The 25,461-nt window shown below is 46.5% G+C and carries 20 protein-coding genes; 3 read left to right on the top strand and 17 right to left on the bottom strand.

The genetic code is table 11. The annotated features are described in order from the left end of the window. Nucleotides 1-9: 9 nt before the first annotated feature. From SERS4_RS0108685 to galU, 12 genes are all read right to left on the bottom strand, one after another. Nucleotides 10-1,167 carry a glycosyltransferase family 4 protein gene (locus SERS4_RS0108685; protein WP_017892189.1) on the bottom strand — a complete coding sequence of 386 codons (1,158 nt, stop codon included), beginning with the start codon at nucleotides 1,165-1,167 and terminating at the stop codon, nucleotides 10-12. A gap of 43 nt (nucleotides 1,168-1,210) precedes the next feature. Further along, nucleotides 1,211-2,224 carry a hypothetical protein gene (locus SERS4_RS0108680; protein WP_017892188.1) on the bottom strand — a complete coding sequence of 338 codons (1,014 nt, stop codon included), beginning with the start codon at nucleotides 2,222-2,224 and terminating at the stop codon, nucleotides 1,211-1,213. A gap of 24 nt (nucleotides 2,225-2,248) precedes the next feature. Next, nucleotides 2,249-3,040 carry a polysaccharide pyruvyl transferase family protein gene (locus tag SERS4_RS0108675; RefSeq protein WP_017892187.1) on the bottom strand — a complete coding sequence of 264 codons (792 nt, stop codon included), beginning with the start codon at nucleotides 3,038-3,040 and terminating at the stop codon, nucleotides 2,249-2,251. After that, complete coding sequence (locus SERS4_RS0108670) at nucleotides 3,012-4,313, bottom strand: flippase (RefSeq protein WP_017892186.1); 1,302 nt, start codon at nucleotides 4,311-4,313, stop codon at nucleotides 3,012-3,014. Before SERS4_RS0108670 ends, SERS4_RS0108675 begins: the two co-directional genes overlap by 29 nt. Nucleotides 4,314-4,396: 83 nt before the next feature. Further along, a complete protein-coding gene (locus tag SERS4_RS0108665; RefSeq protein ID WP_017892185.1) occupies nucleotides 4,397-5,455 on the bottom strand; it encodes a glycosyltransferase family 1 protein in 1,059 nt (352 codons plus the stop codon). A 37-nt stretch (nucleotides 5,456-5,492) separates the two neighbouring features. Further along, on the bottom strand, nucleotides 5,493-6,815 hold the full coding sequence (locus SERS4_RS0108660; protein WP_017892184.1) for a hypothetical protein: 1,323 nt from the start codon (nucleotides 6,813-6,815) through the stop codon (nucleotides 5,493-5,495). Nucleotide 6,816: 1 nt separating this feature from the next. Continuing rightward, nucleotides 6,817-7,953: a glycosyltransferase family 4 protein gene (locus SERS4_RS0108655; protein WP_017892183.1), complete on the bottom strand. Its 1,137-nt coding sequence runs from the start codon at nucleotides 7,951-7,953 to the stop codon at nucleotides 6,817-6,819. A gap of 105 nt (nucleotides 7,954-8,058) precedes the next feature. Beyond that, nucleotides 8,059-10,236 (bottom strand): tyrosine-protein kinase Wzc, encoded by a 2,178-nt coding sequence (wzc, locus tag SERS4_RS0108650; protein ID WP_026142277.1) that lies wholly within the window; start codon nucleotides 10,234-10,236, stop codon nucleotides 8,059-8,061. Nucleotides 10,237-10,248: 12 nt separating this feature from the next. Then, nucleotides 10,249-10,683: a protein-tyrosine-phosphatase gene (locus SERS4_RS0108645; protein WP_017892181.1), complete on the bottom strand. Its 435-nt coding sequence runs from the start codon at nucleotides 10,681-10,683 to the stop codon at nucleotides 10,249-10,251. 11 nt (nucleotides 10,684-10,694) lie between these two features. Then, nucleotides 10,695-11,831: a polysaccharide export protein gene (locus SERS4_RS0108640; RefSeq protein ID WP_017892180.1), complete on the bottom strand. Its 1,137-nt coding sequence runs from the start codon at nucleotides 11,829-11,831 to the stop codon at nucleotides 10,695-10,697. Between the two features lie 452 nt (nucleotides 11,832-12,283). Then, nucleotides 12,284-13,177, bottom strand: coding sequence for a UTP--glucose-1-phosphate uridylyltransferase (locus SERS4_RS0108635; protein WP_017892179.1), 894 nt, complete (start codon nucleotides 13,175-13,177; stop codon nucleotides 12,284-12,286). 45 nt (nucleotides 13,178-13,222) lie between these two features. Further along, nucleotides 13,223-14,122 (bottom strand): UTP--glucose-1-phosphate uridylyltransferase GalU, encoded by a 900-nt coding sequence (gene galU / locus SERS4_RS0108630; RefSeq protein WP_026142276.1) that lies wholly within the window; start codon nucleotides 14,120-14,122, stop codon nucleotides 13,223-13,225. A gap of 660 nt (nucleotides 14,123-14,782) precedes the next feature. Here galU and SERS4_RS0108625 point away from each other — a divergent pair. Further along, the gene (locus SERS4_RS0108625; RefSeq protein ID WP_017892177.1) at nucleotides 14,783-16,369 is read left to right on the top strand and encodes a TerC family protein; all 1,587 of its coding nucleotides are present in this window, start codon (nucleotides 14,783-14,785) and stop codon (nucleotides 16,367-16,369) included. A 28-nt stretch (nucleotides 16,370-16,397) separates the two neighbouring features. Here SERS4_RS0108625 and dcuC read toward each other — a convergent pair whose 3' ends face one another. The 4 genes from dcuC to udk all read right to left on the bottom strand — a co-directional run bounded on the left by dcuC (nucleotide 16,398) and on the right by udk (nucleotide 21,182). Next, a complete protein-coding gene (dcuC, locus tag SERS4_RS0108620) occupies nucleotides 16,398-17,756 on the bottom strand; it encodes an anaerobic C4-dicarboxylate transporter DcuC (protein ID WP_017892176.1) in 1,359 nt (452 codons plus the stop codon). A 196-nt stretch (nucleotides 17,757-17,952) separates the two neighbouring features. After that, complete coding sequence (gene asmA, locus SERS4_RS0108615) at nucleotides 17,953-19,788, bottom strand: outer membrane assembly protein AsmA (protein ID WP_017892175.1); 1,836 nt, start codon at nucleotides 19,786-19,788, stop codon at nucleotides 17,953-17,955. 44 nt (nucleotides 19,789-19,832) lie between these two features. Continuing rightward, entirely contained in the window at nucleotides 19,833-20,414 is a 582-nt protein-coding gene (gene dcd / locus SERS4_RS0108610) for a dCTP deaminase (protein WP_012006010.1), read from the bottom strand. 126 nt (nucleotides 20,415-20,540) lie between these two features. Continuing rightward, a complete protein-coding gene (gene udk, locus SERS4_RS0108605; protein WP_012006009.1) occupies nucleotides 20,541-21,182 on the bottom strand; it encodes a uridine kinase in 642 nt (213 codons plus the stop codon). Nucleotides 21,183-21,427: 245 nt separating this feature from the next. On the opposite strand from udk, the gene SERS4_RS0108600 reads away from it, so the two are divergent. Continuing rightward, nucleotides 21,428-22,057, top strand: coding sequence for a phosphatase PAP2 family protein (locus SERS4_RS0108600; RefSeq protein WP_017892172.1), 630 nt, complete (start codon nucleotides 21,428-21,430; stop codon nucleotides 22,055-22,057). A 51-nt stretch (nucleotides 22,058-22,108) separates the two neighbouring features. Here the strand turns inward: SERS4_RS0108600 and apbC are convergent, their stop codons facing one another. Continuing rightward, nucleotides 22,109-23,221, bottom strand: coding sequence for an iron-sulfur cluster carrier protein ApbC (gene apbC / locus SERS4_RS0108595; protein WP_017892171.1), 1,113 nt, complete (start codon nucleotides 23,219-23,221; stop codon nucleotides 22,109-22,111). Between the two features lie 160 nt (nucleotides 23,222-23,381). Between apbC and metG the strand changes: the two genes are divergently transcribed. Further along, nucleotides 23,382-25,409, top strand: coding sequence for a methionine--tRNA ligase (gene metG, locus SERS4_RS0108590; protein WP_017892170.1), 2,028 nt, complete (start codon nucleotides 23,382-23,384; stop codon nucleotides 25,407-25,409). Nucleotides 25,410-25,461 lie beyond the last annotated feature (52 nt).

Raw genomic sequence — 25,461 nt, 5'->3', positions numbered from 1 at the left:
TCTCACCAATCAGTATTTTATGGTTTTGGCCGTATTAAACTCATGCCATTTGACATTTATATACTCAGCCAATTCGGCCCGAAAACGCTCTGCAGAAAATTTGCATGCCTGCGTACGGCAATCAACGGGGCTGATTTCGTCTTGAATTTTTTCAAACTGCTGCACTGCAGCCACCAAAGAAGGGACATTTTGTTCAAAGAAGAAAATACCGGTTGGATTATCCACCCCATATGGACGAACGGTTTCCAACGCCCCCCCTTTACCAAAAGTGATTACCGGTGTTCCACACGCCTGAGCCTCAACCGGCGTGATACCAAAGTCCTCTTCCGCGGCGAAAACAAAGGCCTTGGCTCGCGACATATGATCCTGCAACACTTCATTACTTTGATAACCCAGGATCTCAACATTTTTCCCAGCTTTAGACTTAATCTTGGCCATCTCAGAGCCATCACCAATCACGATGAGTTTCTTATCTGGCATAGCGCTAAACGCCTCAACGATAAGATCCATACGTTTATAGGGAACCATACGGGATGCTGTGAAATAAAAATCATCTTTATTTTCATTCAATAAAAATCGGTCAACATCAACTGGCGGGTAAATCACATCGGCTTCCCGCCCATAAACCTTTTTGATTCGGCGAGCGATAAAATGCGAATTTGCAATAAAGTGATCAACTCCATTAGCAGTGCGGTAATCCCACATCCGAATTTTGTGCAACAACCACTTTGCCAACTTACCTTTTATCCCCTTCATAAGATTTGCTTCACGAAGGTACTGATGTTGTAAATCCCAAGCATAACGAATCGGTGAATGTACGTAACTAATATGTAATTGATCTGGCCCTGTCAAGACACCTTTCGCAACAGCATGACTGCTCGACAAAACAACGTCATGGGAAGAAACATCCAGTTGCTCTATAGCCAAAGGCATCAGTGGCAAATATTTCTGATAACTGGTTTTAGCCTTAGGCAATTTTTGTATGAAAGTAGTTTTTGCATGCTTGTTGTGAATCTGCTGCCTGGCGGCATCAGATAAGAAATCGACTACAGAATAAAGAGTGGAGTCTGGGTATATATCAATAAATTCTTTTATTACGCGCTCTGCGCCAGCATAGGTTACTAGCCAATCAGCTACAACACCTACATTCAATTTCTGTTCAGGCATACCCTCTCCCAGCATATTCTAAAATAAAAAATCACAATACATATTAAATTAATGATTTAATTTTCTCAGTGATAACAACCTGCCCAAAATTATCTTTAATTAATTTAACAACATCATGATCAAACTCCTTCACTGGAGGCAATGAACTAATTTTATCACGTAGGTCATCGATATCTTTGAAACAAACAACCACATTATCACCGAAAATATTGTTTGCCCAACGGAGGAAATCAGTTTCCACACAAATGATCCGACTTTTTACAGACAATGCATAGAAAAAGCTTCCGCTGACAATCATGTCTGGGTCTGCATGACAAATAATTAATCCTTGTGATGATGAAATTAATTTCTCTGCAGTAACATCATCAATATAACCAGCAAGGATTGATATATTATCGGACGAAATACTTTTTAACTTCTCAACATAGCTTTCATCATCATAGCTACCAGCAATGATTAATTTTTTGTCCAAAGGGAATTTTGTAATTAGCTCTTCCAGCTTTTTATATTTGTTGATTCGCCCAAAGAATACAAAACTATCCTTCTTATCATCACTCAATAACTCTCCTTGTATAAATTCATTATCGGTTTTATACAAAGGATGAGGAATATAATGCATATCAACAGTAGCCGCGACTGGTGAATGGACTACGCCCATTCCAGATATTTTCATTAAGAAATCCGCATAACGCTTAGCCCGAGAGCTATCTTCAATTTGAGTTCCGTGAGGGTATAAATTATGACGAACATAAATAACTTTTTTCGCCACTATCTTGAAGAGTATTATTTTCAGGATTGCCTTTACCATCAAGGAATTTCTTACCTTACCTTGATTATCGATAATGCCAGAATCAAGCCAGTTGATAAAAATCACATCATATCTATGAAATTTAAATTTAGTGAAGCGCTTAACAATGCTTTTGAACGAAACGCCCTCTACTTCACCAAATTGAGAAAGGATATGTTTAAATCTGTTACTGTAATCATTGGTTCCAGTGTTTTCCGGATAATATGCTATCTTCATTTCACAACCAACTTTATTTAGCACCGCCAACATAAGCTATCGACGGATGCGAATTAATTACCAGAGATCGTATGGGAATGCTTTGAAGAGACGCTTAGAAACTGTCGGCATATCAATAGGCTTTGCTGGAGTCATTGACAAAGCCTCTTCAATCGTAGCAGCAATAGGATATTCTTTTCTTCCCGTACCAAAATAGTAATCATCATACTTGAACTTGGATTCGCCGCTGTTACCATCAAGGAAAATCGCAGGGATTCCGTACGCCTCAGCAATAATAACACCGTGCAAAGAGCTGGAAATTACAAATTTACTATTCACAATAGCCTGGGTGAAGGCCAATGCACCTTGCCGTGGTGAACAGAGAACATCTACGTACTTCTCATATTTTTTAAAATCTTCATTCATATGAGGAATAATGATCATCTCACGCTTTAAGGATTCATCAGTCAGAAGTTCTTTACTGAAAAAAGTAGGCAATAGCAATGCTGGATCGCCATACACTTCAGGAACCGAGATACCACGCTTTTGCAATAGTTCACGGGTTAGTGGTCCTCGTACAGCACGCACATCAAGATTGCTGAACTTCATTTGCTCATGACTGATCTTCCCATTAATTCCGGTCCCCCAAACACAATCCCCAGTGTTGGCAAAGTGCATAACTGAACCAATGGAAAGCAATTTGTTCTTTGCATTACTCTTATCAAGGATACCTTTGTCTTTAAGAGTCAACATTTGCTCAACAATGACTTTTGCCAAATGGTCACCAGCATTATGGATGCCGTCCTTCGGCTCCCACCAAAAAACTCGCGCTCTTAATTTGTCATTTTTTGAAAAGTTTAGCTTTAACATTAACAATTAATTCCTGATAAGTATTTAGTTTTAAAAGATCTATTAAGACCTTAAGCTTAATATTTGCATTTTTCCGTGTTTGAGGTGTAACCCATTCGATAATAAAGGCAACACAACTGTAGCTGATAATCACGGAAACTGCAGCGCCAGTAGCGCCATAGTTTTTTATAAAGAAATAGTTAAGACAGATACTCAAAAGCAGACCAAACGCGTTTCGTATAATAGCAAAACGTTCGAGTTTAAATATACTGTAATATAAGCCACTGAGGTTAACGATAACTAGCACTGGCAATGAAAGCATCAATACAGCAAAAACAGGAACTGATGCACTGAACTCTTTACCCAGTAAAAATGGAATTAACCACGGGGCGGAAAATGCCAGTAGCAAACTGATAGGAATGCTGGCAAGCAGACCGTACAGATAAAGGTTCTCAAGGTACTTTTCTTTGTCTAAGGACTGACTTTTACTGATGTAAGGAAGAAAAACTCCAGCCAACAACGAAGGTATGGTGAGAAGTTGCTCTACTAATTTATATGCGCCCGCATAAATACCCACACTAGCCGTACCAGCCAAAAGTGATAACATAAATTGGTCAGTTCGCATATTTAACTGAACAATAACTACTGATATCCAGAAAAACAGTGAGCGACTGAACAGATGCTTTCTGATAACTGAACGGTAAAGCCGACTTCTCACTCTGGTAATTTTCATTTTATGCTTGCGGGTAGCAAATACACAAAGCAAGTTAATTATGAGATTACTGAATGCATATGTCAGCATAATATAAATTAAGTTATTCTCACCTGTAAAACAGAGCAAAATTCTCAATAATGCCATAAGGAGAGAAACAGTAACTCTAATTTTCACCAGAGTTGCATTCTTTAAATTCGCTTCAAAATGATAGGTGAATATCTCAAATGGTGAAGCTACAAATGCCAATAAAAGTGCATAAAATTTTATATCATAATTACTGATATACAAATATAAGAAAGCAACAATAAAAAAGAAAAGAGAGCTCGCTAGCTTTATATTAAATGCTTGATTAAATATTAATGCTTCACGGCCTGGAGACTTTAGTGATGAATAGACCCTACGAATCCCAAACTCAGATACTGTAACCGCCAGTAAATAATAAAGTTGAAAAATTGCGAGCTTACCAAAATCCTCAACGCCCAGGTAACGTATAACAATAACATTAGAAAGCAAAAGAATAAATGTCGTCGCGAATTTTTCCGTAACCAAATAGAATATATTTTTAACAAGATTACTCATTTTTCACACAACCATTGAGAAAAATTTCGAATGCGTTAGGACAAATTAATTATTTCCAAGAACCTAATTAGTTTAAAACATCATCACAACTTATTGATAATATCGTCTAATCTTTTAGCCGATTCATGCCAAGAATAATTTTTGATATTATTGTATCCGGCGTTCTTTAATTCATCGCGTAATTGTTCATCATGAACAATCTTATCGAGAGCATTGACCATATCTTTATGGTTATAAGGATCAAAATATAATGCACTTTCCGCCAACACCTCAGGTAATGAAGCCTGGTTTGATGATACAACCGGACAACCACAAGCCTGCGCCTCAAGCGGAGGTATACCGAATCCTTCATATAATGAAGGGAATACAAATGCCAGAGCACTTTGATAAATACTAACTAACTCTTCATCAGTAACACGGCCTAAAAACTCAACATTAGTCATGTCAATTTCGCCGTTAGCAGAAAAGTCAATGCCTGAGAAATTCTTATTCTTGCCACCAATAATCTTCAGTTTGATGTCTGAGTTTTTTGATATGACAGAGAAAGCGGCTAATAGCCCATGAAAATTCTTATGATAATTTGGGGACGAAACCGATAATAAAAATGGTTCATCTACAAAATTACTTTCTGTTTCTCTGCGAGTAAATATTTCTGATACTGCATTAGATATCACAAATGTTTTTTGAGGATCATAATTATAAGCAGTTGTGATTTCTTTTTTGGAGAACTCGCTCACAGTCAATAATGCGCGACTATTCTTCAGCATTACTGGAATTAGCAAATTATACATTAGTCTGAATTTCCGAGAATAACTTTCTGGAAATTTTTTATAGGTGATATCATGATGAGTAACAATCTTGTTTTTATACCATAAAGGTGCTGTATTCCCAAGATTGACGAGCAAGGGGCTTCCATTTTTTTTTAAGAAGACGGGAAGATCTCGCTGCTCCCACTGGTGCCCTGCTCTATTACCGATGACTTTTACATTAAGTAGATCAGCAATTTTTTTATTTTTAATATCACCTGGAGAAATAAAGACAACATCATCTCTAATTTCTTGCAATGCTAAGCTGATTTGCTCTGCAAAACGTTGTACACCTGTAAGTTCCTGAGTAAGGAATCTTGCGTTAATAAAAACCATAAATACCTCAATGACGATACCATTTTACAATATAAACTTAACGTATTTTCTCGTGGAGTTGTTTGGCATCAGCCACTTTATAAAACTCATCCTTCCGGAAGGACAGAAGCAATGCAGAAATGATTATTGAGAAAATATAGCCCGGATAGTTTGTAATTGGATTATTATATACGAAATTAATCGAAATAGAGATCATCCAATAAAGAAACACGCCAGGGAAAAAGTATCCACGACAGACCTTCATGTATAATCTTAGTAAAATCATTGAAGATGCCAGCAAGAAAATAAATATTCCTATGCCACCATAATTCGATAACAAGAAAATATAAATACTATCAAGTGGTATTGCTGCAATATCTCCGGTTGCGGCGTTGCCATTAAGACCATAGCCTGCACCAGTCAATATAGAATATGTATCACTATGCCGGACGTCCTCTATTAAGAGAATCCTTGCCAATATACTTTGTTCTGCATAGTTATTATCGCTAGAATAAAGTGATTTATATACACCCAGATCCGTCATGGTGATATAAAAGAATGTCAGTAATACTATACAAACCATCGCCACACTCGCCAAACTTAATTTCAGCGGTAAAAAACGACGTATAAAAAGATAACCAAAATAGATAACAGCCATAATCATAGCCGTTTTAGATGTAGAACAAACAATGCCAGCAGTGACAATAATAATATATTTGAATCTATGCTTGTTACTCACAAACGGGCTTAATATCAGACCGAAGAACAAAAACTCAGCTAAAGTAAATGGCCCACTAAAGAGTCCAATGGCCCTAAAAAATCCACTGGCAGATCGTAAAATCAAACCATTGTCTTTGCCTACCTGTGTAAATTGTAGGCCTGGGTTTACCCCTGCAACAGCATAAAGTATCCCGGAAAAGAAACTTTCCAAAATAGCGAAGATAGAGTTGATAACTGTGACGACAATATAGACTTTAATTATTTTAAACAGCAACTGCATCCGGTGTTCGCGTTCTAAACAAACAAGAAAAGCAGCTACCAGTAATGAACTGTAGGTAAATAATTCAAAACGGAATTGAGTGACAATGTTACCAATTTTAAAGTTATTATTGAGTATAGATATCAATACATAACTCAAAGATAACATTACCATCCCAATAAATAACAACAGATAGTTGCGGAAACCAGGCCCCAATCTAGCTTTGTTAGCCACCAGGTATAGAAGTAAAAAAGCCGGTAATATCAGAGAGTAGATATCTTTATAGATTAATAAAAAACGCGTCGTATTATGGGCAATAATGTTCAACACACCACTGATAGAAAGAACCATCAGGTATGTAATTACAAAGTAGTCGACGATTTTTTTTGATGATAATCCCATTTTAGTTTTTATAAACCTCTTTATAATCAGCAGCCAACTGCCCTACATCAAAAGGGTTCACATCAAGTGCTTCAACATGGTGACTTTTTAGTGTTCTTAACTTCTCAAGCGTGAACTCATCCAGCTCATAAACATTTTCATAATATTCAGCCACTTCCGCTACACCACCAGCGTAAGAAGTAAAGACATGCTTTCCTGCAGAGGCGGTTTCAGCTACAACACGACCAAAGGGTTCATTCCACATCGTCGGTAAATAAATCATATCTACTGTTGCTAAAAATGATTCAACCGGTACGAAACCGAGTAAATGAACGCCAGCGCGTTCTGCCTTTGCTTTTAAGTGGTCACCCTCAATTGAGGAGGCTAAACGCCCGGCAGCAAAAAACTCAACTTCATTGGGTATCGTCATCTCCTGCGCTTTATCACAGAAGGCGCTGAAACCTTTATCTTCAGTTAAACGACCGATAAATCCAACACGAATTACTGTAGAAGGTTCATTGTCAATGTAAATATTTTTAATTGGATTATAAATATGCTGATGAACTGCGTTCTGTGCAAATCCATTATCACGGTGTAGCGCTGAAATATATTTACTGATACCTACAAAACTATCTATATTTTTACTTTTTGATTTTTTTATTATAGAGGCTAGTTTTATTTTTGTAGACTTTACATCCATATTCTTTCCAGATTGGAATAAAGTACAGTTGTGGTGCAACAAGTAATAATCGCGGGCAGTATGAACCAGTTTAATCTTCTTATTTTTTACAGCATCCCAAATTGCAACTGAAAAACCGCTAATATTATTGGTATGAACAATATCGGGGTTGAAATCATCCAACTCTTGTTCAAAAATTTTACCCATCATTGGATTAAAGTTGTCAATTAAGTGCCAGAGAATCTTTTGAACTTTCCCTTTTTGTACATTATTGAACGGCCAATACAAATTTTTTAGCGGGAGGTAAACTACTTCTACACCGTTCAATTCCGTCTGTTTTCTGTTTTTTTCATCATGGAGACAAACAACGCGAACTCTATCCCCTTTAGAAACCAGCGCCTCAGCCAAAAGTTGTACTGACACTTCCGCACCGCCAACTTTAAAAGGTGCATATAATGTATTAACAATTAATATATTCATAATAGCCGGTTTTTTTCAGGCATTGCTGCTCAGTAATATTAAGCAGTTCGGATAGAAGCGAGGTTATAAACTATTTATAACCTCTTTTAGATAGTTGTTACAGACTTATGCGTCTTTACTAGCAGACTTGTACTCGTACTGATAGTAACCGTAGCTACCGTAATAACTGCTGGCACGACGTTCAACGGCGTTGAGAATGATACCTTTGATTTCGATCCCATTCTGATCGAACCGGCGTACGCTGATCTCGATTTCTTTGACGGTATTCATACCAAAGCGTGCGATCATCAGTGCGGTACCTACATGATGACCGATAATCGCAGCATCTGTTACAGCAAGAATCGGTGGTGTATCAATTAGTACCAAATCATAGTTCTTGTTCGCCCACTCTACCAATTCAGTAAAACGACTGTGCATCAGCAGTTCTGATGGGTTAGGTGGGATCTGACCACGTGGAATAAAGTCCATTCCGCCAATCTGCGTCGGACGAACAGCATTACTGGCATCAATCTTGCCGGAAAGTATATCCGAGAGCCCATTTTGCCAACTGGTATCAAGCAAACTATGTGAATAGCCCTTACGCATATCAGCATCGATAACCAACACTCGCTGACCTGCCTGAGCGATCACTGCCGCCAGGTTGATACTAACAAACGTTTTACCGATATTTGGGCTGGCCCCAGAAATCATTAATACGTTGTTTTTTGCTTCCATCATCGCAAAATGCAAGCTTGTACGCAGGCTTCGTACAGCCTCAATTGCCAAGTCGGCCGGATTACCAACAGCAAGCAAAGAATTCGCTCGCGCATTAGATTTTCGGTGAGTACGTAATAATATTTCCCGGTCTTTCTTCTGTTGCCACTCGGACAACGGAATGCTGGCGTAAACGTTGATGCCACGTTGTTCCAGCTCATCTGGATTCTCGATGCCATGATGCAGCATAGTTTTAAGCATCACGATACCCACAGAAAGCATCCCGCCCAAGACTACACAAATAAGTACAATCAATGTCTTACGAGGTTGAACTGGTTTTGGCTGAGTGACTGCAGGATCGACAATGCGTACATTACCTACGGTACTGGCTTTGGTGATACTCAACTCCTGCTGTTTGTTCAGAAGCTGCATATAAATTTCTTTGCCAGCATCAACATCACGGGTCAGGCGCAAGATTTCTTGCTGAGTTTTTGGCATAACACTAATGCGTTTGTTGATCTTTTCACGCTCACCTTCCAGTGTTCCGCGCTTTTCCATCAACGCACGGTATGCTGGGTGCTCTTTGGTGTAAAGCTTCGAAATCTCAGCTTCTTTGAAGGTCAACTCATTTAATTGGGACTCGACGGAAACTACAGTATCCAGCATAGATTTAGCTTCAAGGGACAGATCGACAGAGTCATTATCCTGGCGGAACTTATTCAGCTTATCTTCAGCAACCTCCAATGAACCTTTGACCTGTGGCAATTGTTCTTTCAAGAAATCGAGGCTCTTGGCCGCTTCTTCCGACTTCCGCTCAACGTTCTGCAGCAAATAGTTCTTTGAGATACTATCGAGTGTTTTGCCTACTAATTCGGGGTCGTTACCAAGTAAGGTTAATGCCAGAACGCCGGTATCCTTCCCTTTGTCTTCAACGGTCAAAGCAGAAAGAATACTGTTGATGGTCATCAAATCACTACGTTGCGAAACGCTAAAAACTGTGCCCGGTTCAGCATCAATTTCACTGACCAGCATAGTGACGCCTTTCTGTTTGACCAACTCCCCCGTTTTTCCTTTAAAGAGTTCATCGCCATCCACAATCAAAACGAAGTTATTTTTGTCAATAACTTCTAATTCAATGTCTTTTTCATTCCAGCCATGTGGAATAGACAGGCGCGACAGTGCAATTCTACCAGGCTCATTCCCAATCAAACGATTCCAGCCTTGGCCGAAAAGAGGAAAATACTTTTGTTCAACTACCGTGTTCAAATTCAGATCTTTAACCGTCTTTCCCAGAACCATACGGGATTTGATTAGCTCTATTTCGGCAGCTGAACCAGGTTGGCCTGACGGTAGCATTTCGGAAAGGTTATTAAGGATTGAATTCCCAGAACTTTGTTCAACCTGAACTAATGCATCAGATTGATAAACCGGTGTTGCGAAAAGAGAATAGACAATGCCGATAACGGCAAATAATGTCGTAACCCCTATAATTAGCCAACGGTGATCTAATAAAGTCCCCAGTAGCCGACCCAAATCAATCTCATCATTACTTGCGCCCGCTGTGGGACCCAATTTGCTATTATCAATCATTGTCATCTCTGGTTAACGATTTAATGCTTTTGCCCATTTCTGCGCAGCTTCCGCCAGAAGGTTGTAAACGAACTCGAACGCTTCGTGGCTCTTCTTGTATGGATCTGGAACTTCGGTCTGACCTAACCAATGGGCAAAAAGCATCGTTTTCCCCCTAACTTCAGGAGCTAAGCGGCACACCGCTTCAATATGATTTTTTTCCATTACCAGTATCAATGAGTAATCACGACACATTTCCTTGGTTAATTGCTGCGCAACATGGTTGTCCAAAGAAAGACCATTTGCCTCTGCCACCGTCACAGCAGCGCCATCTGCAGCTTTACCAACCAGGGCGCCGATACCAGCAGAAGCAATTCTTTTGTGCGGCAATTGTTGTTTCAAAAGCCGCTCCCCCGTAGGAGAACGGCAAATATTGCCTACACATACGACCAAAACAGAATCAAACATGACGTATTCCTCTACGGCCAATTACGAATACGCAAAACACCTTCGGTCAGGTTGTTGAAACCGTCGATAGTTGGTACTAACTGAGATACCAAGCGATTCCAACGAGCAACCGGAGCGGCGGTTACATAAACAATGTCGTAGGGTTGCAGCTGGAACTCAGTGCCCATCACCATCGCCGTAGCATCCGACATGTCCAACTGATAGATACTAGCCAACTTCTTGCCCTGTGTGCCATGCAGAGGACGAATAACAAATATCCCCGTAGAGTCGGCGCTGGTTTGAGAAACACCTTGAGTAGTACCTAATGCCTCCGTCAATGTCATACCGCTGCGATCCATTTTGAGCGTCGCTGGGGTTTTGACTTCCCCCATCACAAACACTTTCAGATCGTCGTTACGTGGAATATAAAGAATGTCTCCAGGATAGAGCAGACGGTTTTGAGTGAGATCGCCATTTTGCATCAGTTTCTGCAGCGACAGACTCTGCTCTTTCCCATTGTGGGTAAGGACAATATTACGCCAATCTGCATTTTCCGTCAGACCACCAGCGGCATTGATAGCATCCATCACGGTCAAAGGTACGTTGGTGATGGCTTGCTGCCCCGATTTGGCGACTTCTCCGGTCACATAGGCTTTCTGAGAGCGGAAAGCAGCGATATTCACGTCAACCTGTGGACTTTCGATGTACTGGGCCAATCGGGAGGCTATTTGATCGCGAATTTGGGTAACTGTTTTACCCGCCACATTCACTTTCCCGATATAAGGATAGAAAATAGTACCATCAGAATGTACCCAGTTACCGGTGTCACTGGCGCTACGGTATTGGCCTGCTGGTGTGGTTAACTCTGGGTGATCCCAAACGGTGACGTTGAGCACATCACCCACTCCGATCCGATATTCATAAGTTAGCAGCGAGGCATCCAGCGGACCATTAGGCTGAGCAACCACTCTTGCCGGGCGGAGAGAATCTAACAATTTGGGTGTCATCGGATAGATATTGACTAACTGATCAATATCAAAATCAGCATCCTCTTGTTTTACAACATCTTTACCGCTTGTAGAAAGGTGGGTTCCTGGAAACACAGTACAACCACTGATTACGCTGATTGATATCAACAGCGGTATCATTTTCAATTGTCGTTTTGCCATCAAATTATCATCACTTTCAAAGTAAATGTATCTGCAAAGCTACAATGCTAGCCGACCATGGCTGCGTCTCTGTAACCTTACCAAAATGCCTCGGTTTATGTTCCCGTCCTGAAACGGAGGAAAACCTGTTGCAATAAATCTTTAACGTTTATCTGCTGTTGATGAATACAAAGATATTATTATTAACGAAGTAAAGTATTCAGCTTATGCTCGCACTGGCGACTTCCTACAAGCACCAACGGTAATTACCCTTACAAAACAGAAGGTTGCTAAGACTTCACAACCTGATTCACAAAGAAAAACCGTGCAGGCCAAACGGTAAGACAGCCTGTAATAGAATGTATACTAATATAAAAAATGAATCAGTGAAATTACCTAAGATTCAATGGGTGTGGCAAATTGCCATGGCAGCTACTGAACTTGCTGCCAGATACCAAAATATCGCATAGATCCTAGAATGACAATTTTTCTGCCCACTCGCGAAATGCCTTGCCTTGGGTGGGGTGACGCAGGCCATAAGTAACAAATGCACGCAGATAACCTAGTTTTTCACCGCAGTTAAACGACTCACCAACTAGCTCGGTAGCTTCCACCGGTTGCTGTTTCAATAGTTCAGCAATGGCATCAGTCAATTGTATGCGCCCCCACGCACCCGGCTCTATTTTTTCAAGAATAGGCCAGATATCAGCGGAGAGAACATAACGCCCTACCGCTGAGTAGTTGGACTTCAACTGAACTTCACGACCCGGCTTTTCGATAATAGAAGTCATACGCGAGCTTTCACCAGGCTGCAGCTTGTTAGCTTCACATTCAACTACCGAGTAGTCGTGTAAAACATGCTCATCCGCAGCCTGAACCAGCACCTGGCTCAAACCCGTCTGTTCAAAGCGACTAATCATATGCGGCAGGTTGTCTTTCTTCAGGTCGGCTTTGGCGTCGTCAAGCAAGACATCCGGCAACAGAACTACAAAAGGTGAGTCCCCTACCAGCGGCTTGGCACAAAGCACCGCATGCCCCAAGCCTTTTGGCTGCCCCTGACGAATATGCATTAGCGTTACGCCTTTCGGTGTAATAGATTGCACTTCATCGAGCAACTGGCGCTTAACGCGCGCTTCAAGCATCGCTTCCAACTCGAAGGAGGTATCAAAATGGTTTTCGATTGCATTCTTGGATGAATGCGTCACCAGGATGATCTCTTTGATCCCCGCAGCGACACACTCATTGACAATGTATTGAATCAGCGGCTTATCAACGATCGGCAACATTTCCTTTGGAATAGCCTTGGTTGCAGGCAGCATACGCATACCCAGACCTGCAACGGGAATGACAGCTTTTAACTTGGTCATGGTAATCCTCTTGATATCTTATGATCGTCTTCTCAGCCGTAACTCTTACTTGCTGTTCAGCGTTTGTTTTAGCCACTGGGTAAAATCTTCGCCTTCGGAGGCGTGGCGCAGTCCGTATTGTACGAATGCCTTCATATAACCCAACTTATCGCCGCAGTCATGCGATTTTCCGCTCATATGAAAAGCCTCTACGGTTTCCTGCCCCATCAAGGCAGCAATGGCATCGGTCAACTGGATTTCATCGCCGGCACCCGGTAAGGTTTTTTCCAGCAGCGGCCAAATATCCGCAGACAAAACATAACGGCCAACCACCGCCAGATTTGAAGGTGCATCTTCCAGGGCCGGTTTTTCCACCACGGCGGTCATCGGGGTACTCTCACCTGCTGATAACGCCGCACCACCACAATCAACGACGCCGTATTTCGAAACATCCTGTTCCGGTACCGGTTCCACCATGATCTGGCTAAAACCGGTATCAGTGAAACGTTGAATCATTTTAGCCAGGTTTTCTTTACGCAGATCGGCAGTTGAGTCATCCAGCAACACATCGGGTAACAACACAACAAAAGGATCATCGCCGACCATTGGTTTAGCGCACAGAACCGCGTGACCCAGACCTTTAGCTTGTCCCTGGCGTACTTGCATTACTGTCACATCTGAAGGACAAATACTCTGTACTTCTTCCAGCAACTGGCGTTTGACTCGTGATTCCAGTACCGCTTCAAGCTCAAAAGAGGTATCGAAGTGGTTCTCAATCGCATTTTTAGAAGAGTGAGTTACCAGAACAATATCTTTAATCCCAGCGGCAACACATTCATTAACGATGTATTGGATAAGTGGCTTATCGACCACAGGCAACATTTCTTTAGGGATGGCTTTTGTCGCCGGCAACATACGGGTTCCCAGACCTGCTACGGGAATGACAGCCTTTAATCTTTTTTGCATGTTTTTCATCCACATTCAATAATTATTACGTAGCGGAACCAAGTCGCTCATGAAGTCGGAAACGGGATAATTGAGACACGCTACCGCCCTTGGCTTTCAGCTACCAATGTACTGTCATCGTTCTCTATAGGCGACCAGGCTCAGTCACGTTTTAATGTATATCGAGGGACGTACTCTTTTGCTAAGCGATAGTTAGATCACAAATAAAACAAAATAAATACGTCCTTATAACCAAACGATGATACTTGTAAATGTTTATATGGCTAAGATTCTTATACTATTGCCCTATCGATACAAGCCTAAGATACCTATTGGGTACCCTTTTCAGAATAAGACTACCCACAGGGGTAGACTCAGCAAAGTGTAGCAGTCGATGAAATCCATAACGGTTTGATTTTTAGAAATTATATTTACGCTGCTTTTATCAACAAACGTCTACCCCCATATGCCGGAAACTGACTTCCTTTTCAGAAAATCCCCCATTTCTCCTGGTGTCACATTCTGATCCCCTCCTGCATGGATGAATTTTTATGCATTCCTTTTGCTTGGTTTTTTCCTTTCACAGGCAACTCCCCCAGTTTTAATGTTGAATTTTCCTGGCCCAGCACCCATCATTCGTGTGCGGCATAAGCCGTCGAACTTACAGGTGAAATTGGGCGTATGGAATGGATCGCAGATCCAACAATTTGGGCCGGCCTGGCCACTCTGGTCGTGCTGGAAATCGTTCTGGGTATAGACAACCTTATCTTTATCGCCATCCTGGCGGAAAAATTACCAAAGCATCAAAGAGATAAAGCCCGCATTGTAGGTTTAATGCTGGCATTGCTGATGCGCCTGGCGCTGTTGGCCTCCATCTCATGGTTGGCGACACTGACTCAACCGTTGTTTTTTGCCGGCGGACACCCCTTCAGCGGCCGCGATCTGATAATGCTGGTTGGGGGTATTTTCCTGCTGTTCAAAGCCACCATGGAGCTCAACGAGCGACTTGAGGGTAAAGATGAAGAGCAACAGGGCCAGCGCAAAGGCGCCCGCTTCTGGCCAGTGGTGGCACAAATCGTGGTGCTGGATGCGGTCTTCTCGCTCGACTCGGTGATCACCGCCGTCGGCATGGTCGATCACCTGGCAGTCATGATGCTCGCGGTGTGTATCGCTATCGGACTGATGTTACTGGCCAGCAAACCGCTAACGCGCTTCGTCAACGCCCACCCAACGATTGTCATCCTGTGTCTGAGCTTCCTGCTGATGATCGGTTTCAGTCTGGTTGCCGAAGGCTTTGGCTACCACATTCCGAAAGGTTATCTGTACGCTGCTATTGGTTTCTCAGTGATGATTGAAGCCTTGAACCAACTGTCGCAGTTCAACCGCCGCCGTTTCCTTTCGACAGCACGCCCCCTACGCGAACGTACCGCAGAAGCCGTGCTGCGCATGTTGAGTGGCAAGCACGAAGAAGCGGAAATCGACAACCAATCGGCCAACCTGTTGGCCGATAGCGGCAATGAAAACGGCGAGATTTTCAACCAGCAGGAACGCCATATGATAGAACGCGTGCTGGGCATGGCGCAGCGCACGGTGAGCAGCATCATGACCTCCCGCCATGACGTGGAATATCTCGAGTTGAATGATCCGCAGGAAAAGTTGACCCAATTGCTGGAGAAAAATCAGCATACGCGCATTGTGGTGGTGGAAGATAGCGCCAGCGATGAACCCCTCGGTGTCATTCATACCATTGACGTGCTGAAGCAGCAGTTAACCCAGGCACCACTCGATTTACGTGCGTTGGTACTGCAGCCACTGATTTTTCCCGAGCAGTTGACTCTGCTGAGCGCCCTGGAACAATTTCGCCAGGCGCAGACACATTTTGCCTTTGTCGTAGACGAATTCGGCTCGGTTGAAGGGATAGTCACGCTGACTGATGTGATGGAAACCATTGCAGGCAACCTGCCGGAAGCCGGAGAGGAAGTCGATGCCCGGCATGACATTATGCAAAATGATGACGGAAGCTGGACCGCCAACGGTTATATGCCGCTGGAGGATCTGGTGTTGTATCTGCCTTTACCGCTGGAAGACAAGCGTGAGTACCACACGTTGGCCGGCCTGCTGATGGAACACAGCCAGCGCATTCCCCAGGAAGGTGAACAGTTGCGGATCGGTGACTACCTGTTTGAACCGCTGGAAGTCAGTAGCCACCGCATTTTGAAGGTAAAAATCACCCCGTTGTTGGTACCAGAACCAGACTACGAGGTTTAAACCGGGGCCGGGCATCGCCCGGCCGCTATCACAAATGCTGGGGAACCAGTAACTCCGTCGCCACAATCACCACGATCAACCCAACAATCACCGGTACCGAAGTGCGTTTCACCACTTCAAAAGGCGAGATTTTTGCCATACCGGACACTGCCACCACCACCCCAGAAACCGGCGACAGAGTACGTCCCAGATTCGAAGCCTGCAGCATCGGGATCACCAGATACGCCGGATTAACCCCCATCTGCGCCGCCAGTTTGGGAATCAGCTCTACGAAAGCATAGAACGGAGCGTTGCCTGAACCGGTGGTCATCGCCGCCAGCATGGTAATCACCACCAGCACCAGCATCATGATGATACCGCCGGTACCGAATGACTGCGCCAGGCTGATCAGCCCGCTGATAAACCCGACGGTGCTCAGCCCCTGGGCGAACACGCCAGCAGCTACCAGCAGCATCACTACGCTGGCAAAAGCATCCGCCATACCACGATAAGCAACTTCCAGACCGCTAAATACCTGCTTGGCACTGAAGCTGCGCAGGAATTCAATTACCGCCGCCAGCAGCATACAGCCAACCAACACGGTGATGATATGCAGTTCCGGCCCCCATTTACCATCAAACACCAGCACGCCAAGGATAGGGGTAAACGGCAGCACCGCGTAGAACCCCGGCGCATGAGTGGTGATTTCACTCACATCCATAATGTGATGCTGTTCATTGGCCTTCTTGTCGAGGTAACGCTGCCAAAAGAAATGCGCAACCGCCATGCAGACAATCGCCGCAATCGAGATGGGTAACGTAGTTTTAAAGGCGAAATCAACCAATGGCATTTCCGCCGCCTTGGCGGCCAGCACCACGTCACCCGAGGTTGGTGCCAGAATAATCGCCGCGGGTGAAGCACAAATCGCCGCTGCCGCACCACGGCTGATACCCACGTTGACCATCAGCGGGAAGAGCGTAGCCATCAGCAATACGCCCAGGCCAGTAGCAGAGGAGACGGCCAGTGACATCAGACAGGCAACAAAATAGGCCGCTACCATCAAAAGGTAGGGGGAATTGATCATTTGCAGCGGACGGGATGCCAGCTTGACCACCACATCATTGGCGCCAATGTGCGTCATATAAGCCGCAAATCCGCACAGCATCATAATCATCATGCCAAGATCGCCACCACGGCTCATCAGCAGAATTTTGACGTATTCAATGATGTCGGTCGCGCGCCATCCGGTAGATGTGGCACTGGCAGGCAACAAACTTTTGCCCATCAGGGCACTGATGGCCAACAGTAACAGGCCGCCCACCATCAATACGCCAGTGGCGGAGTAACCTTTGATGATGTAACGGCCAACGCCTGCTGCGACGACGGCCCCGATCAGAAGCTCTATCATATTCCCTCAACTTATCATTTTCGTTTTTGACCGTACCAAAGCGTATAAATCGCTTAACTGCGCACACTCTGCACAAACTCAGGCACAGACGTCATGATATCCGTCAAAGTTACGGGAGGAAATTATTGGGAGAGGGAAATACTCTGGCGAGGTTTACTGAGAGTGCAGGCCACCGCCTGGCCTGCACTCTCAAAGATTAAAGCTTATCGAGCAGTTTTTTAAGATCCTGGCCTTCGCGCGAATCCTTGTTTTTATCGGCCCACTTGTTCAGCGCATCCTTTGCCCGGTTCTGCAGCGTTTTACGCAAGATCTGATCGACCTGCAATTGATAGTTGAGCTGGTTCCACGGGCCGTAAACCCGCAGTGGGATCGGCGTTTTCTGCAGTTGCTCAATCAGATCGTCACGCCCTTTCCAACCGCCAGTTACGCGAACGTTAAGTTGCATATCGCACTGTTTGCCCGGCATGTCCACCGTACCGCCGCCGTTCAGGTTCAGCAGTGAGGAATCGGCAGCCAGCTCGGTGATTTTTACCGTACCCTGGTTCAGGCTGGCTTTAGCCGACAGTTGTTTCACTTCGGTATAACGCTGGTAATCATCCTGTCCACGCACGCTACTGTCATTACGCGCTACGGCCTGCTGAATCAACTGCTGAATATTCAGACCGTGCAACTGCGCGTCCTGCATCGCCAACTGGGCAGTGCCCTGCCAACGGCGTTCAAAAGACTGTGACGTCAGACGATCGCCGGTTAAGTCCCCTTGCATGCTTAACTTTCCGGTCAATACTTGCGGCATATCGAACGCTTTCAGAACGGTACCAAGTTCAACCTGCTTCACTAGCGGCTGCACGGTAATCACCGGTCTGCGGCCACGCGCGTCCAGGGTGCCTGGTAAAGCGAAGTCACCACCGGCTACTTGCCCGGAGAACGAATGCAGCGTTAACAGACCCTGGCGGTTTTCTGCCTGGGTCGAAAGATGGGAAATATTCATGCCGCGGTAGGTGAGTTGATCCACGCTCAAATTGAGCTGTGCGTTAAACTCGCGCAGCACCTCAAGATTTTGCTGCGGGTCATCCATTTGACTGGCAATGACCGGCGAAGAGGTGACGTTCTGTACTTGCGATACTTGGGAACTACTGGACTGCCAGCCGCTAAACGCATCAAAATTCACCGCAGTAGACGTCAGGTTAAGCGTATAGGCCGGTATCTCACCGAACTGGATACTGGCATCACCGCTAAAGGTGCTGTCATTGACCCCCAGGCTCAGTTGGCTTAATGCGAGTTGCTGCGGCGTTTGTTGATATACCACGTTAGCGCTGCCGTCGCCTTTAATACCACCGGCCAGGATGTCTGCACCTTCCAGTTGGTAACTGAACTGGGTGACATTGGCAGCAATTCGTCGCGGATATTGCTGCAGATCGATATCCGCTGCCAGGTTGAAGGTCAAATCGCGCTGATTGCGGTTCACCCGACTGGAAAGCTCCATTTGCGCCTGACGTTTGGCATTTTGTTGCAGTGTAAGGTTGATATCGCGAACGTTGATCTGTTCGTTATTGGCACGTTGCCAGATCAACAGGCTGTCCACTACCCGCAGATTATCGATATCAAATTTCCACGGCGTATCTATCGACTCTTCGGCATGGCCCGCAGGGGCGATAGGCGCATCCGGTTGATTTTGTTCTTCACTGTCGGGGGTAAGGCGGATGACGGCGTTTTTCAGCATCACCTGTTTAACAAACAGCTGATGCGACAACAACGGCAGCAGTTTGACATCAAGGCGCATATTATCCGCACTCACCACCGGCGCTTTGGCCCCGGGTGCAGTCAGCGTCATACGACCGGCCAGAATGCTGAGCTGTGGCCAGATATGCCAACGCAGATCGCCATCCAGCGTCAGATGATAACCACTCTTTTGTTCGACCTTCGTGACCATATAGGCGCGAAAATCATTCGGATTAACCAACAGTACCAGCGCAGACATTCCCGCCACCAGCACCACCAGTAAAATCACCAAAGTCGTCAGTAATCTTCTCATGCCATCCTCTTGTCAGCGCCACACCGACCGTGCTTCCTGCGCTGTTAGTCCTTGTCGATTCGGCTGGCGACTGCGCCCTGCTGATCGCGGTATTTTGCATCCTGGCGGCTATTGTAAGGACGCGCTGCCGGCCCGGACAGCGGTTCAAAACTCAGTGCGCCGATCAGCATGCCTGGGCGTAATGCCAGCGGCAGCTTACCTGAATTATAGAACTCCAGGACAATTCGGCCCTGCCAACCTGGATCGATACGGTGTGCGGTAACATGAACCATCAATCCAAGACGCGCCAGAGAGGAACGGCCGTCCAGCCAACCGACCAGATCGTTTGGCAGCGTGACCGATTCGAGCGTAACCGCCAGCGCCAATTCCCCCGGATGCAGGAAGAAGGCCTCTCCTTCCGGCAGAACGATTTCATCACTCATCACGCGATCCAACGCGGCACTGACTTCATCTTTCGGCCCGCTAAGGTCGATAAAGGCTGCGGTATGGCCACGAAAAACGCGAAACTGATTGCCTAAACGGACATCCACTGTGGCCCCGTTAATACGCTCAATCGGCGGACGCGGTGAAATCACCAGTTTTTCACAATCCAGCCAGGCTTCTATATCACGGTCGCACAGTCTCATTTATTCATCTCCATCAAGGCGTGTCACTAAAACAAAAATTGCCACACAACGGGCGAAAGGTCTACGCCGCGGCGTAAATAGTTGCCCGCCGGCCGGAAACACGGGTTTTCCGGCCATTGAACGGCATTATTCAAAGAACTGGCTGATTTTGGCTTTCAGAATATCGATCGCAATGCGGTTTTTACCCCCGCGTGGGACGATAATGTCGGCGTATTGTTTGGAAGGATCGATAAACTGCAGGAACATCGGACGGACGGTTTTCTGATATTGCGCCATTACCGAATCCATCGAGCGGCCACGTTCATTCACATCACGCTTCATACGGCGCATCAGGCAAATATCCAGCGGCGTATCAACAAAGATCGAGAAATTCATTTCCTGACGCAGACGGATATCCGTTAACAGCAGGATCCCCTCAAGAATAATCACCTTTTTCGGTTCCAGGTGAATGGTCTCTTTCTTACGCGTGTGCTCGGTGTAACTGTACAAGGGTAACTCTATCGCCTTGCCCGATTTCAGCATCTGCAGATGCTGAAACAGCAGGTTGTGGTCCATGGCGCTTGGGTGGTCATAGTTTGTCTTGACCCTTTCTTCCATGGTCAAGTGAGTCTGGTCTTTGTAGTAACTGTCTTCAGGAATAACGCCGATATGTTCATCGCCAACCTGATCGCGAAGTTCACGATACAACGTACTGGCGATAAGGCTTTTTCCGGAGGCAGATGCGCCAGCTATACCAATAATGACGCACTGATGCGGCTTGTCAGTCATAAAATTGAAGACCTGATTTCGTAGTGTGAAGGGGGGGAACTAAAACGCGTCAATTATAGGGAGTTAGTGCCCTTAGCGCCAGACTATATTGTCACCGCCAGGCCGCTATATCGGGTTATTTCGTCGGATTGGTCTGCCACGATTTTCAGATGATTGCTTCTAGGGCTATCTGGCATGCCGGGGTAAACTCGGTGACTTGATGATAATCCTGACAATTGGGATGCCTTATTTCACCGGAGACCGACGTGCTGGACTGGTATTTTCTGACATTTTTTGGCGACAGTATGTTACTGCTGCCGTGCTCATTGATTCTCTTTGTCGTATTAGTCGTGCCACCAGCCACCCGAACTGCAGGTTGGCAATGGGCGCTAATTTTCGGCGGTGCCGGCGGCGTAGTATGTGCCTCCAAACTGGCCTTTATGGGCTGGGGCATTGGCATTGAAAGCTATGACTTTACCGGCTTTAGTGGCCACTCTGCGCTGGCGGCCAGTATCTGGCCGGTGTTCCTCTGGACGCTTACCGGGCGTTTTTCGCATGCGGTTCGCAGTATGGCGCTGGTGGCAGGTTTGGTGTTGCCCCTCACTATCGGGCTATCACGCCTGGCCATTCAGGTGCATTCGCCTTCGGAAGTGGTGAGTGGACTGGTGTTGGGTTATCTGGCCAGCACGCTGTTCCTGTGGTTACAACGAGGCAAGCCGCGCCCGCAGCTTTCCTGGTTACGGATCATCTGCGCACTGGCTTTACCGCTCGCTCTGATGGGCAACCGGCAACCGGCACCGACGCAGGGCCTGTTGGAACATATAGCCACCGCTCTGGCGCATATCGAACGCCCTTACACCCGCGCGGATCTGCACAAACATCTTACGACTCCATAAACAAAACCCCGGTATATGTCCGGGGTTATTTTCTGGCTGGCGTTAAATTACTTACAAGGCGCGGAAAGAGATTTCCGTTGGAATAGCTTCGCCCTGCCAATACATCTGCGCGGCAACGCGACCGGCAAGCTGGCGATACAGCTCGGCAAATTCACTGTCCGGGCGGCTTATCACCGTCGGCTCGCCACGATCCAAATCTTCGCGCAGTGAAATATGCAGCGGCAATTGCCCCAGCAGGCGGCTATGGTATTTCTTCACCAACTTCTCCGCCCCACCGGTACCGAAAATGGGTTCGTGGTGTCCGCAGTTGCTGCAAATATGCACACTCATATTCTCCACAATGCCCAGTACCGGCACATGAACCTTCTCAAACATCACAATGCCCTTGGCAGCATCAAGCAGCGCGATATCCTGCGGCGTGGTGACCACCAAAGCTCCGGTAACCGGAATGTTTTGCGACAGCGTCAACTGAATATCACCGGTGCCCGGTGGCATATCCAGCACCAGATAGTCCAGATCCGGCCACAACGTATCCTGCAACAATTGCATTAACGCCTTACTGGCCATCGGGCCACGCCACACCATGGCATTATCGTCGGTCACCAGATAACCAATAGAGTTGGTTGCCAGACCGTGCGCCAGGATCGGTGCCATGTGTTGCCCGTCCGGCGAGGTTGGACGCTCGTTCTCGGTGCCCAGCATATTCGGGATCGACGGGCCATAAATGTCGGCGTCCAAAATGCCAACCTTGGCCCCTTCCGCAGCCAGCGCCAACGCCAGGTTAACCGCCGTGGTGGATTTACCCACCCCGCCCTTGCCGGAACTGATGGCGATAATATTACGCACGCCTTTGATGCCGGCCTGATCGTTGGCGCGTTTCAAAGTGGTAATGTCATGCTTCAGTTTCCAGTCGATCGCCTCAGCGCCGGTCACGCGCAGTAATTCTGCACTGACGCTGTCTTTCAGCACCTCAAAACCGCTCTGCCAGGCGAATGGCATAATCAGTTCAATGTGCAACACATGATCCAACAACGCGCAGTGGTGAATGGCCTTCAGCGCGGTCAGATTATTTTTTAACGTCGGGTGTTCAAAGGCGGCCAGTACACCGGTCACCAGGGCACGCAGAACTTCGGGGTTGGTCTGCTCGGGGGATTTTGTGCTCATCCCGGCTCCTTGATTTTGAATGGATAGCTTCTCGCTAAGCATATCAGAACTGCAGGCCAGTCGGCGCATGTCTGTATAAAGAAACCACCCTAGCCGTGGCGAGCGCGATCGGGTAACATCAAAGACCCTTTTTATTCATTACAGAAACCAAGTTCTCACTATGCCTCAAGTCGCGAAAAAATTATTGGTGACGTGCGCGCTGCCGTACGCAAATGGTTCCATCCATCTCGGCCACATGCTCGAGCACATCCAGGCAGACATCTGGGTTCGTTACCAACGAATGCGCGGCAACGAGGTTCATTTCATCTGCGCGGACGACGCGCACGGCACGCCGATCATGCTGAAAGCTCAGCAGTTGGGCATCAAGCCGGAAGAAATGATCGCGGAAATGAGCCAGGAGCACCAACAGGATTTCGCCGGTTTTGGCATCAGCTATGATAACTATCATTCAACCCATAGCGATGAGAACCGTGAGCTGTCGAACCTGATTTACGGCCGCCTGAAAGAAAACGGTTTCATCAAGAACCGTACCATTTCTCAGCTGTACGACCCGGAAAAAGGCATGTTCCTGCCTGACCGCTTCGTCAAAGGCACCTGCCCGAAATGCAAATCACCGGATCAATACGGCGATAACTGCGAAGTCTGTGGCGCAACCTACAGCCCGACCGAGCTGATCGATCCGAAATCCGTGGTTTCCGGTGCGACGCCGGTATTGCGTGATTCCGAGCACTTCTTCTTTGATCTGCCGTCGTTCAGCGAAATGTTGCAGGCCTGGACACGTTCCGGCGCGCTGCAAGAGCAGGTCGCGAACAAGATGCAGGAGTGGTTTGAATCCGGTCTGCAACAGTGGGATATCTCTCGCGATGCGCCGTATTTCGGCTTTGAAATCCCGGATGCGCCAGGTAAATACTTCTATGTCTGGCTGGATGCGCCAATCGGCTACATGGGTTCATTCAAAAACCTGTGCGACAAGCGTGGCGATCTGGACTTTGACGAGTTCTGGCGCAAGGACTCCACCACCGAGCTGTATCACTTTATCGGCAAGGACATCGTTTATTTCCACAGCCTGTTCTGGCCGGCAATGCTGGAAGGCAGTAACTTCCGCAAACCGACCAACCTGTTCGTACATGGCTACGTAACGGTAAACGGCGCCAAGATGTCCAAATCTCGCGGCACCTTTATCAAGGCCGGTACCTATCTGCAACACCTGGATGCCGATTGCCTGCGTTACTACTACGCCGCCAAGTTGTCTTCACGCATCGACGATATCGACCTGAATCTGGAAGATTTCGTGCAGCGGGTAAACGCCGACATCGTGAACAAGGTAGTGAACCTGGCTTCGCGCAACGCCGGCTTTATCAGCAAGCGTTTTGGTGGTCAACTGGCCGACAAGCTGGCCGATCCGGCGCTGTACCAAACCTTCGTTGATGCAGCGCAAAGCATCGCCGAGGCCTATGCCAGCCGTGAGTCCGGCCGGGCAATTCGCGAAATCATGGCGCTGGCCGATCTGGCAAACCGCTATGTGGATGAACAAGCGCCGTGGGTAGTGGCCAAACAGGAAGGCCGCGATGCGGATTTACAAGCCATTTGCTCAATGGGCATCAACCTGTTCCGCGTCCTGATGACCTACCTGAAACCGGTAATGCCGTCGCTGACTGAACGCACCGAAGCCTTCCTTAATTGTGAACTGAGCTGGGACAGCATCCAGCAGCCGTTGCTGGGCCATCAGGTTAATCCATTCAAAGCCCTGTTCAACCGTATCGATCTGGACAAGGTCAATGAGATGGTCAGCGCCTCGAAAGAAGACATGGTGGCGGCTAAAGTGGTCACCGGCCCACTGGCTGAGGATCCGATTCAGGACACCATTACCTTTGACGATTTCGCCAAGGTTGATATGCGTATTGCCTTGATTAAGAGTGCCGATTTTGTCGAAGGTTCGGACAAGCTGTTGAAGCTGCAGTTGGAGCTGGGTGGCGAAACACGCCAGATCTTCTCCGGCATTCGTTCCGCTTATCCGGACCCGAAAGCGCTGGAAGGCCGCCTGACCATCATGGTTGCCAACCTTGCGCCTCGCAAAATGCGCTTCGGTATCTCCGAAGGCATGGTGATGGCAGCCGGCCCAGGCGGAAAAGAAATCTTCCTGCTTAGCCCGGACAGCGGCGCACAGCCAGGGATGCAGGTGAAATAACACCGGTTTTTACTGCCTCCAAGGGTCGAGCTTGCTCGGCCCTTTTTATTAA

This window comes from Serratia sp. S4, from assembly GCF_000347995.1.
Lineage (GTDB): Bacteria > Pseudomonadota > Gammaproteobacteria > Enterobacterales > Enterobacteriaceae > Serratia > Serratia quinivorans.
Note: the sequence above shows the minus strand (reverse complement) of the source record. Positions and strands in the feature narration are given on the sequence as shown.

Excerpts from the sequence above, each read along its gene's own strand:
- SERS4_RS0108625 (WP_017892177.1), top strand. The coding sequence starts at position 14,783 with ATGGAATGGATCGCAGATCCAACAATTTGGGCCGGCCTGGCCACTCTG.
- apbC (WP_017892171.1), bottom strand. The coding sequence starts at position 23,221 with ATGAGCACAAAATCCCCCGAGCAGACCAACCCCGAAGTTCTGCGTGCC.
- wzc (WP_026142277.1), bottom strand. The coding sequence starts at position 10,236 with ATGATTGATAATAGCAAATTGGGTCCCACAGCGGGCGCAAGTAATGAT.
- dcd (WP_012006010.1), bottom strand. The coding sequence starts at position 20,414 with ATGAGACTGTGCGACCGTGATATAGAAGCCTGGCTGGATTGTGAAAAA.
- SERS4_RS0108655 (WP_017892183.1), bottom strand. The coding sequence starts at position 7,953 with ATGAATATATTAATTGTTAATACATTATATGCACCTTTTAAAGTTGGC.
- SERS4_RS0108660 (WP_017892184.1), bottom strand. The coding sequence starts at position 6,815 with ATGGGATTATCATCAAAAAAAATCGTCGACTACTTTGTAATTACATAC.
- SERS4_RS0108670 (WP_017892186.1), bottom strand. The coding sequence starts at position 4,313 with ATGAGTAATCTTGTTAAAAATATATTCTATTTGGTTACGGAAAAATTC.
- SERS4_RS0108680 (WP_017892188.1), bottom strand. The coding sequence starts at position 2,224 with ATGTTGGCGGTGCTAAATAAAGTTGGTTGTGAAATGAAGATAGCATAT.
- SERS4_RS0108665 (WP_017892185.1), bottom strand. The coding sequence starts at position 5,455 with ATGGTTTTTATTAACGCAAGATTCCTTACTCAGGAACTTACAGGTGTA.
- SERS4_RS0108675 (WP_017892187.1), bottom strand. The coding sequence starts at position 3,040 with ATGTTAAAGCTAAACTTTTCAAAAAATGACAAATTAAGAGCGCGAGTT.
- SERS4_RS0108685 (WP_017892189.1), bottom strand. The coding sequence starts at position 1,167 with ATGCCTGAACAGAAATTGAATGTAGGTGTTGTAGCTGATTGGCTAGTA.
- galU (WP_026142276.1), bottom strand. The coding sequence starts at position 14,122 with ATGCAAAAAAGATTAAAGGCTGTCATTCCCGTAGCAGGTCTGGGAACC.
- udk (WP_012006009.1), bottom strand. The coding sequence starts at position 21,182 with ATGACTGACAAGCCGCATCAGTGCGTCATTATTGGTATAGCTGGCGCA.
- SERS4_RS0108640 (WP_017892180.1), bottom strand. The coding sequence starts at position 11,831 with ATGGCAAAACGACAATTGAAAATGATACCGCTGTTGATATCAATCAGC.
- asmA (WP_017892175.1), bottom strand. The coding sequence starts at position 19,788 with ATGAGAAGATTACTGACGACTTTGGTGATTTTACTGGTGGTGCTGGTG.
- dcuC (WP_017892176.1), bottom strand. The coding sequence starts at position 17,756 with ATGATAGAGCTTCTGATCGGGGCCGTCGTCGCAGCAGGCGTTGGCCGT.
- SERS4_RS0108635 (WP_017892179.1), bottom strand. The coding sequence starts at position 13,177 with ATGACCAAGTTAAAAGCTGTCATTCCCGTTGCAGGTCTGGGTATGCGT.
- metG (WP_017892170.1), top strand. The coding sequence starts at position 23,382 with ATGCCTCAAGTCGCGAAAAAATTATTGGTGACGTGCGCGCTGCCGTAC.
- SERS4_RS0108645 (WP_017892181.1), bottom strand. The coding sequence starts at position 10,683 with ATGTTTGATTCTGTTTTGGTCGTATGTGTAGGCAATATTTGCCGTTCT.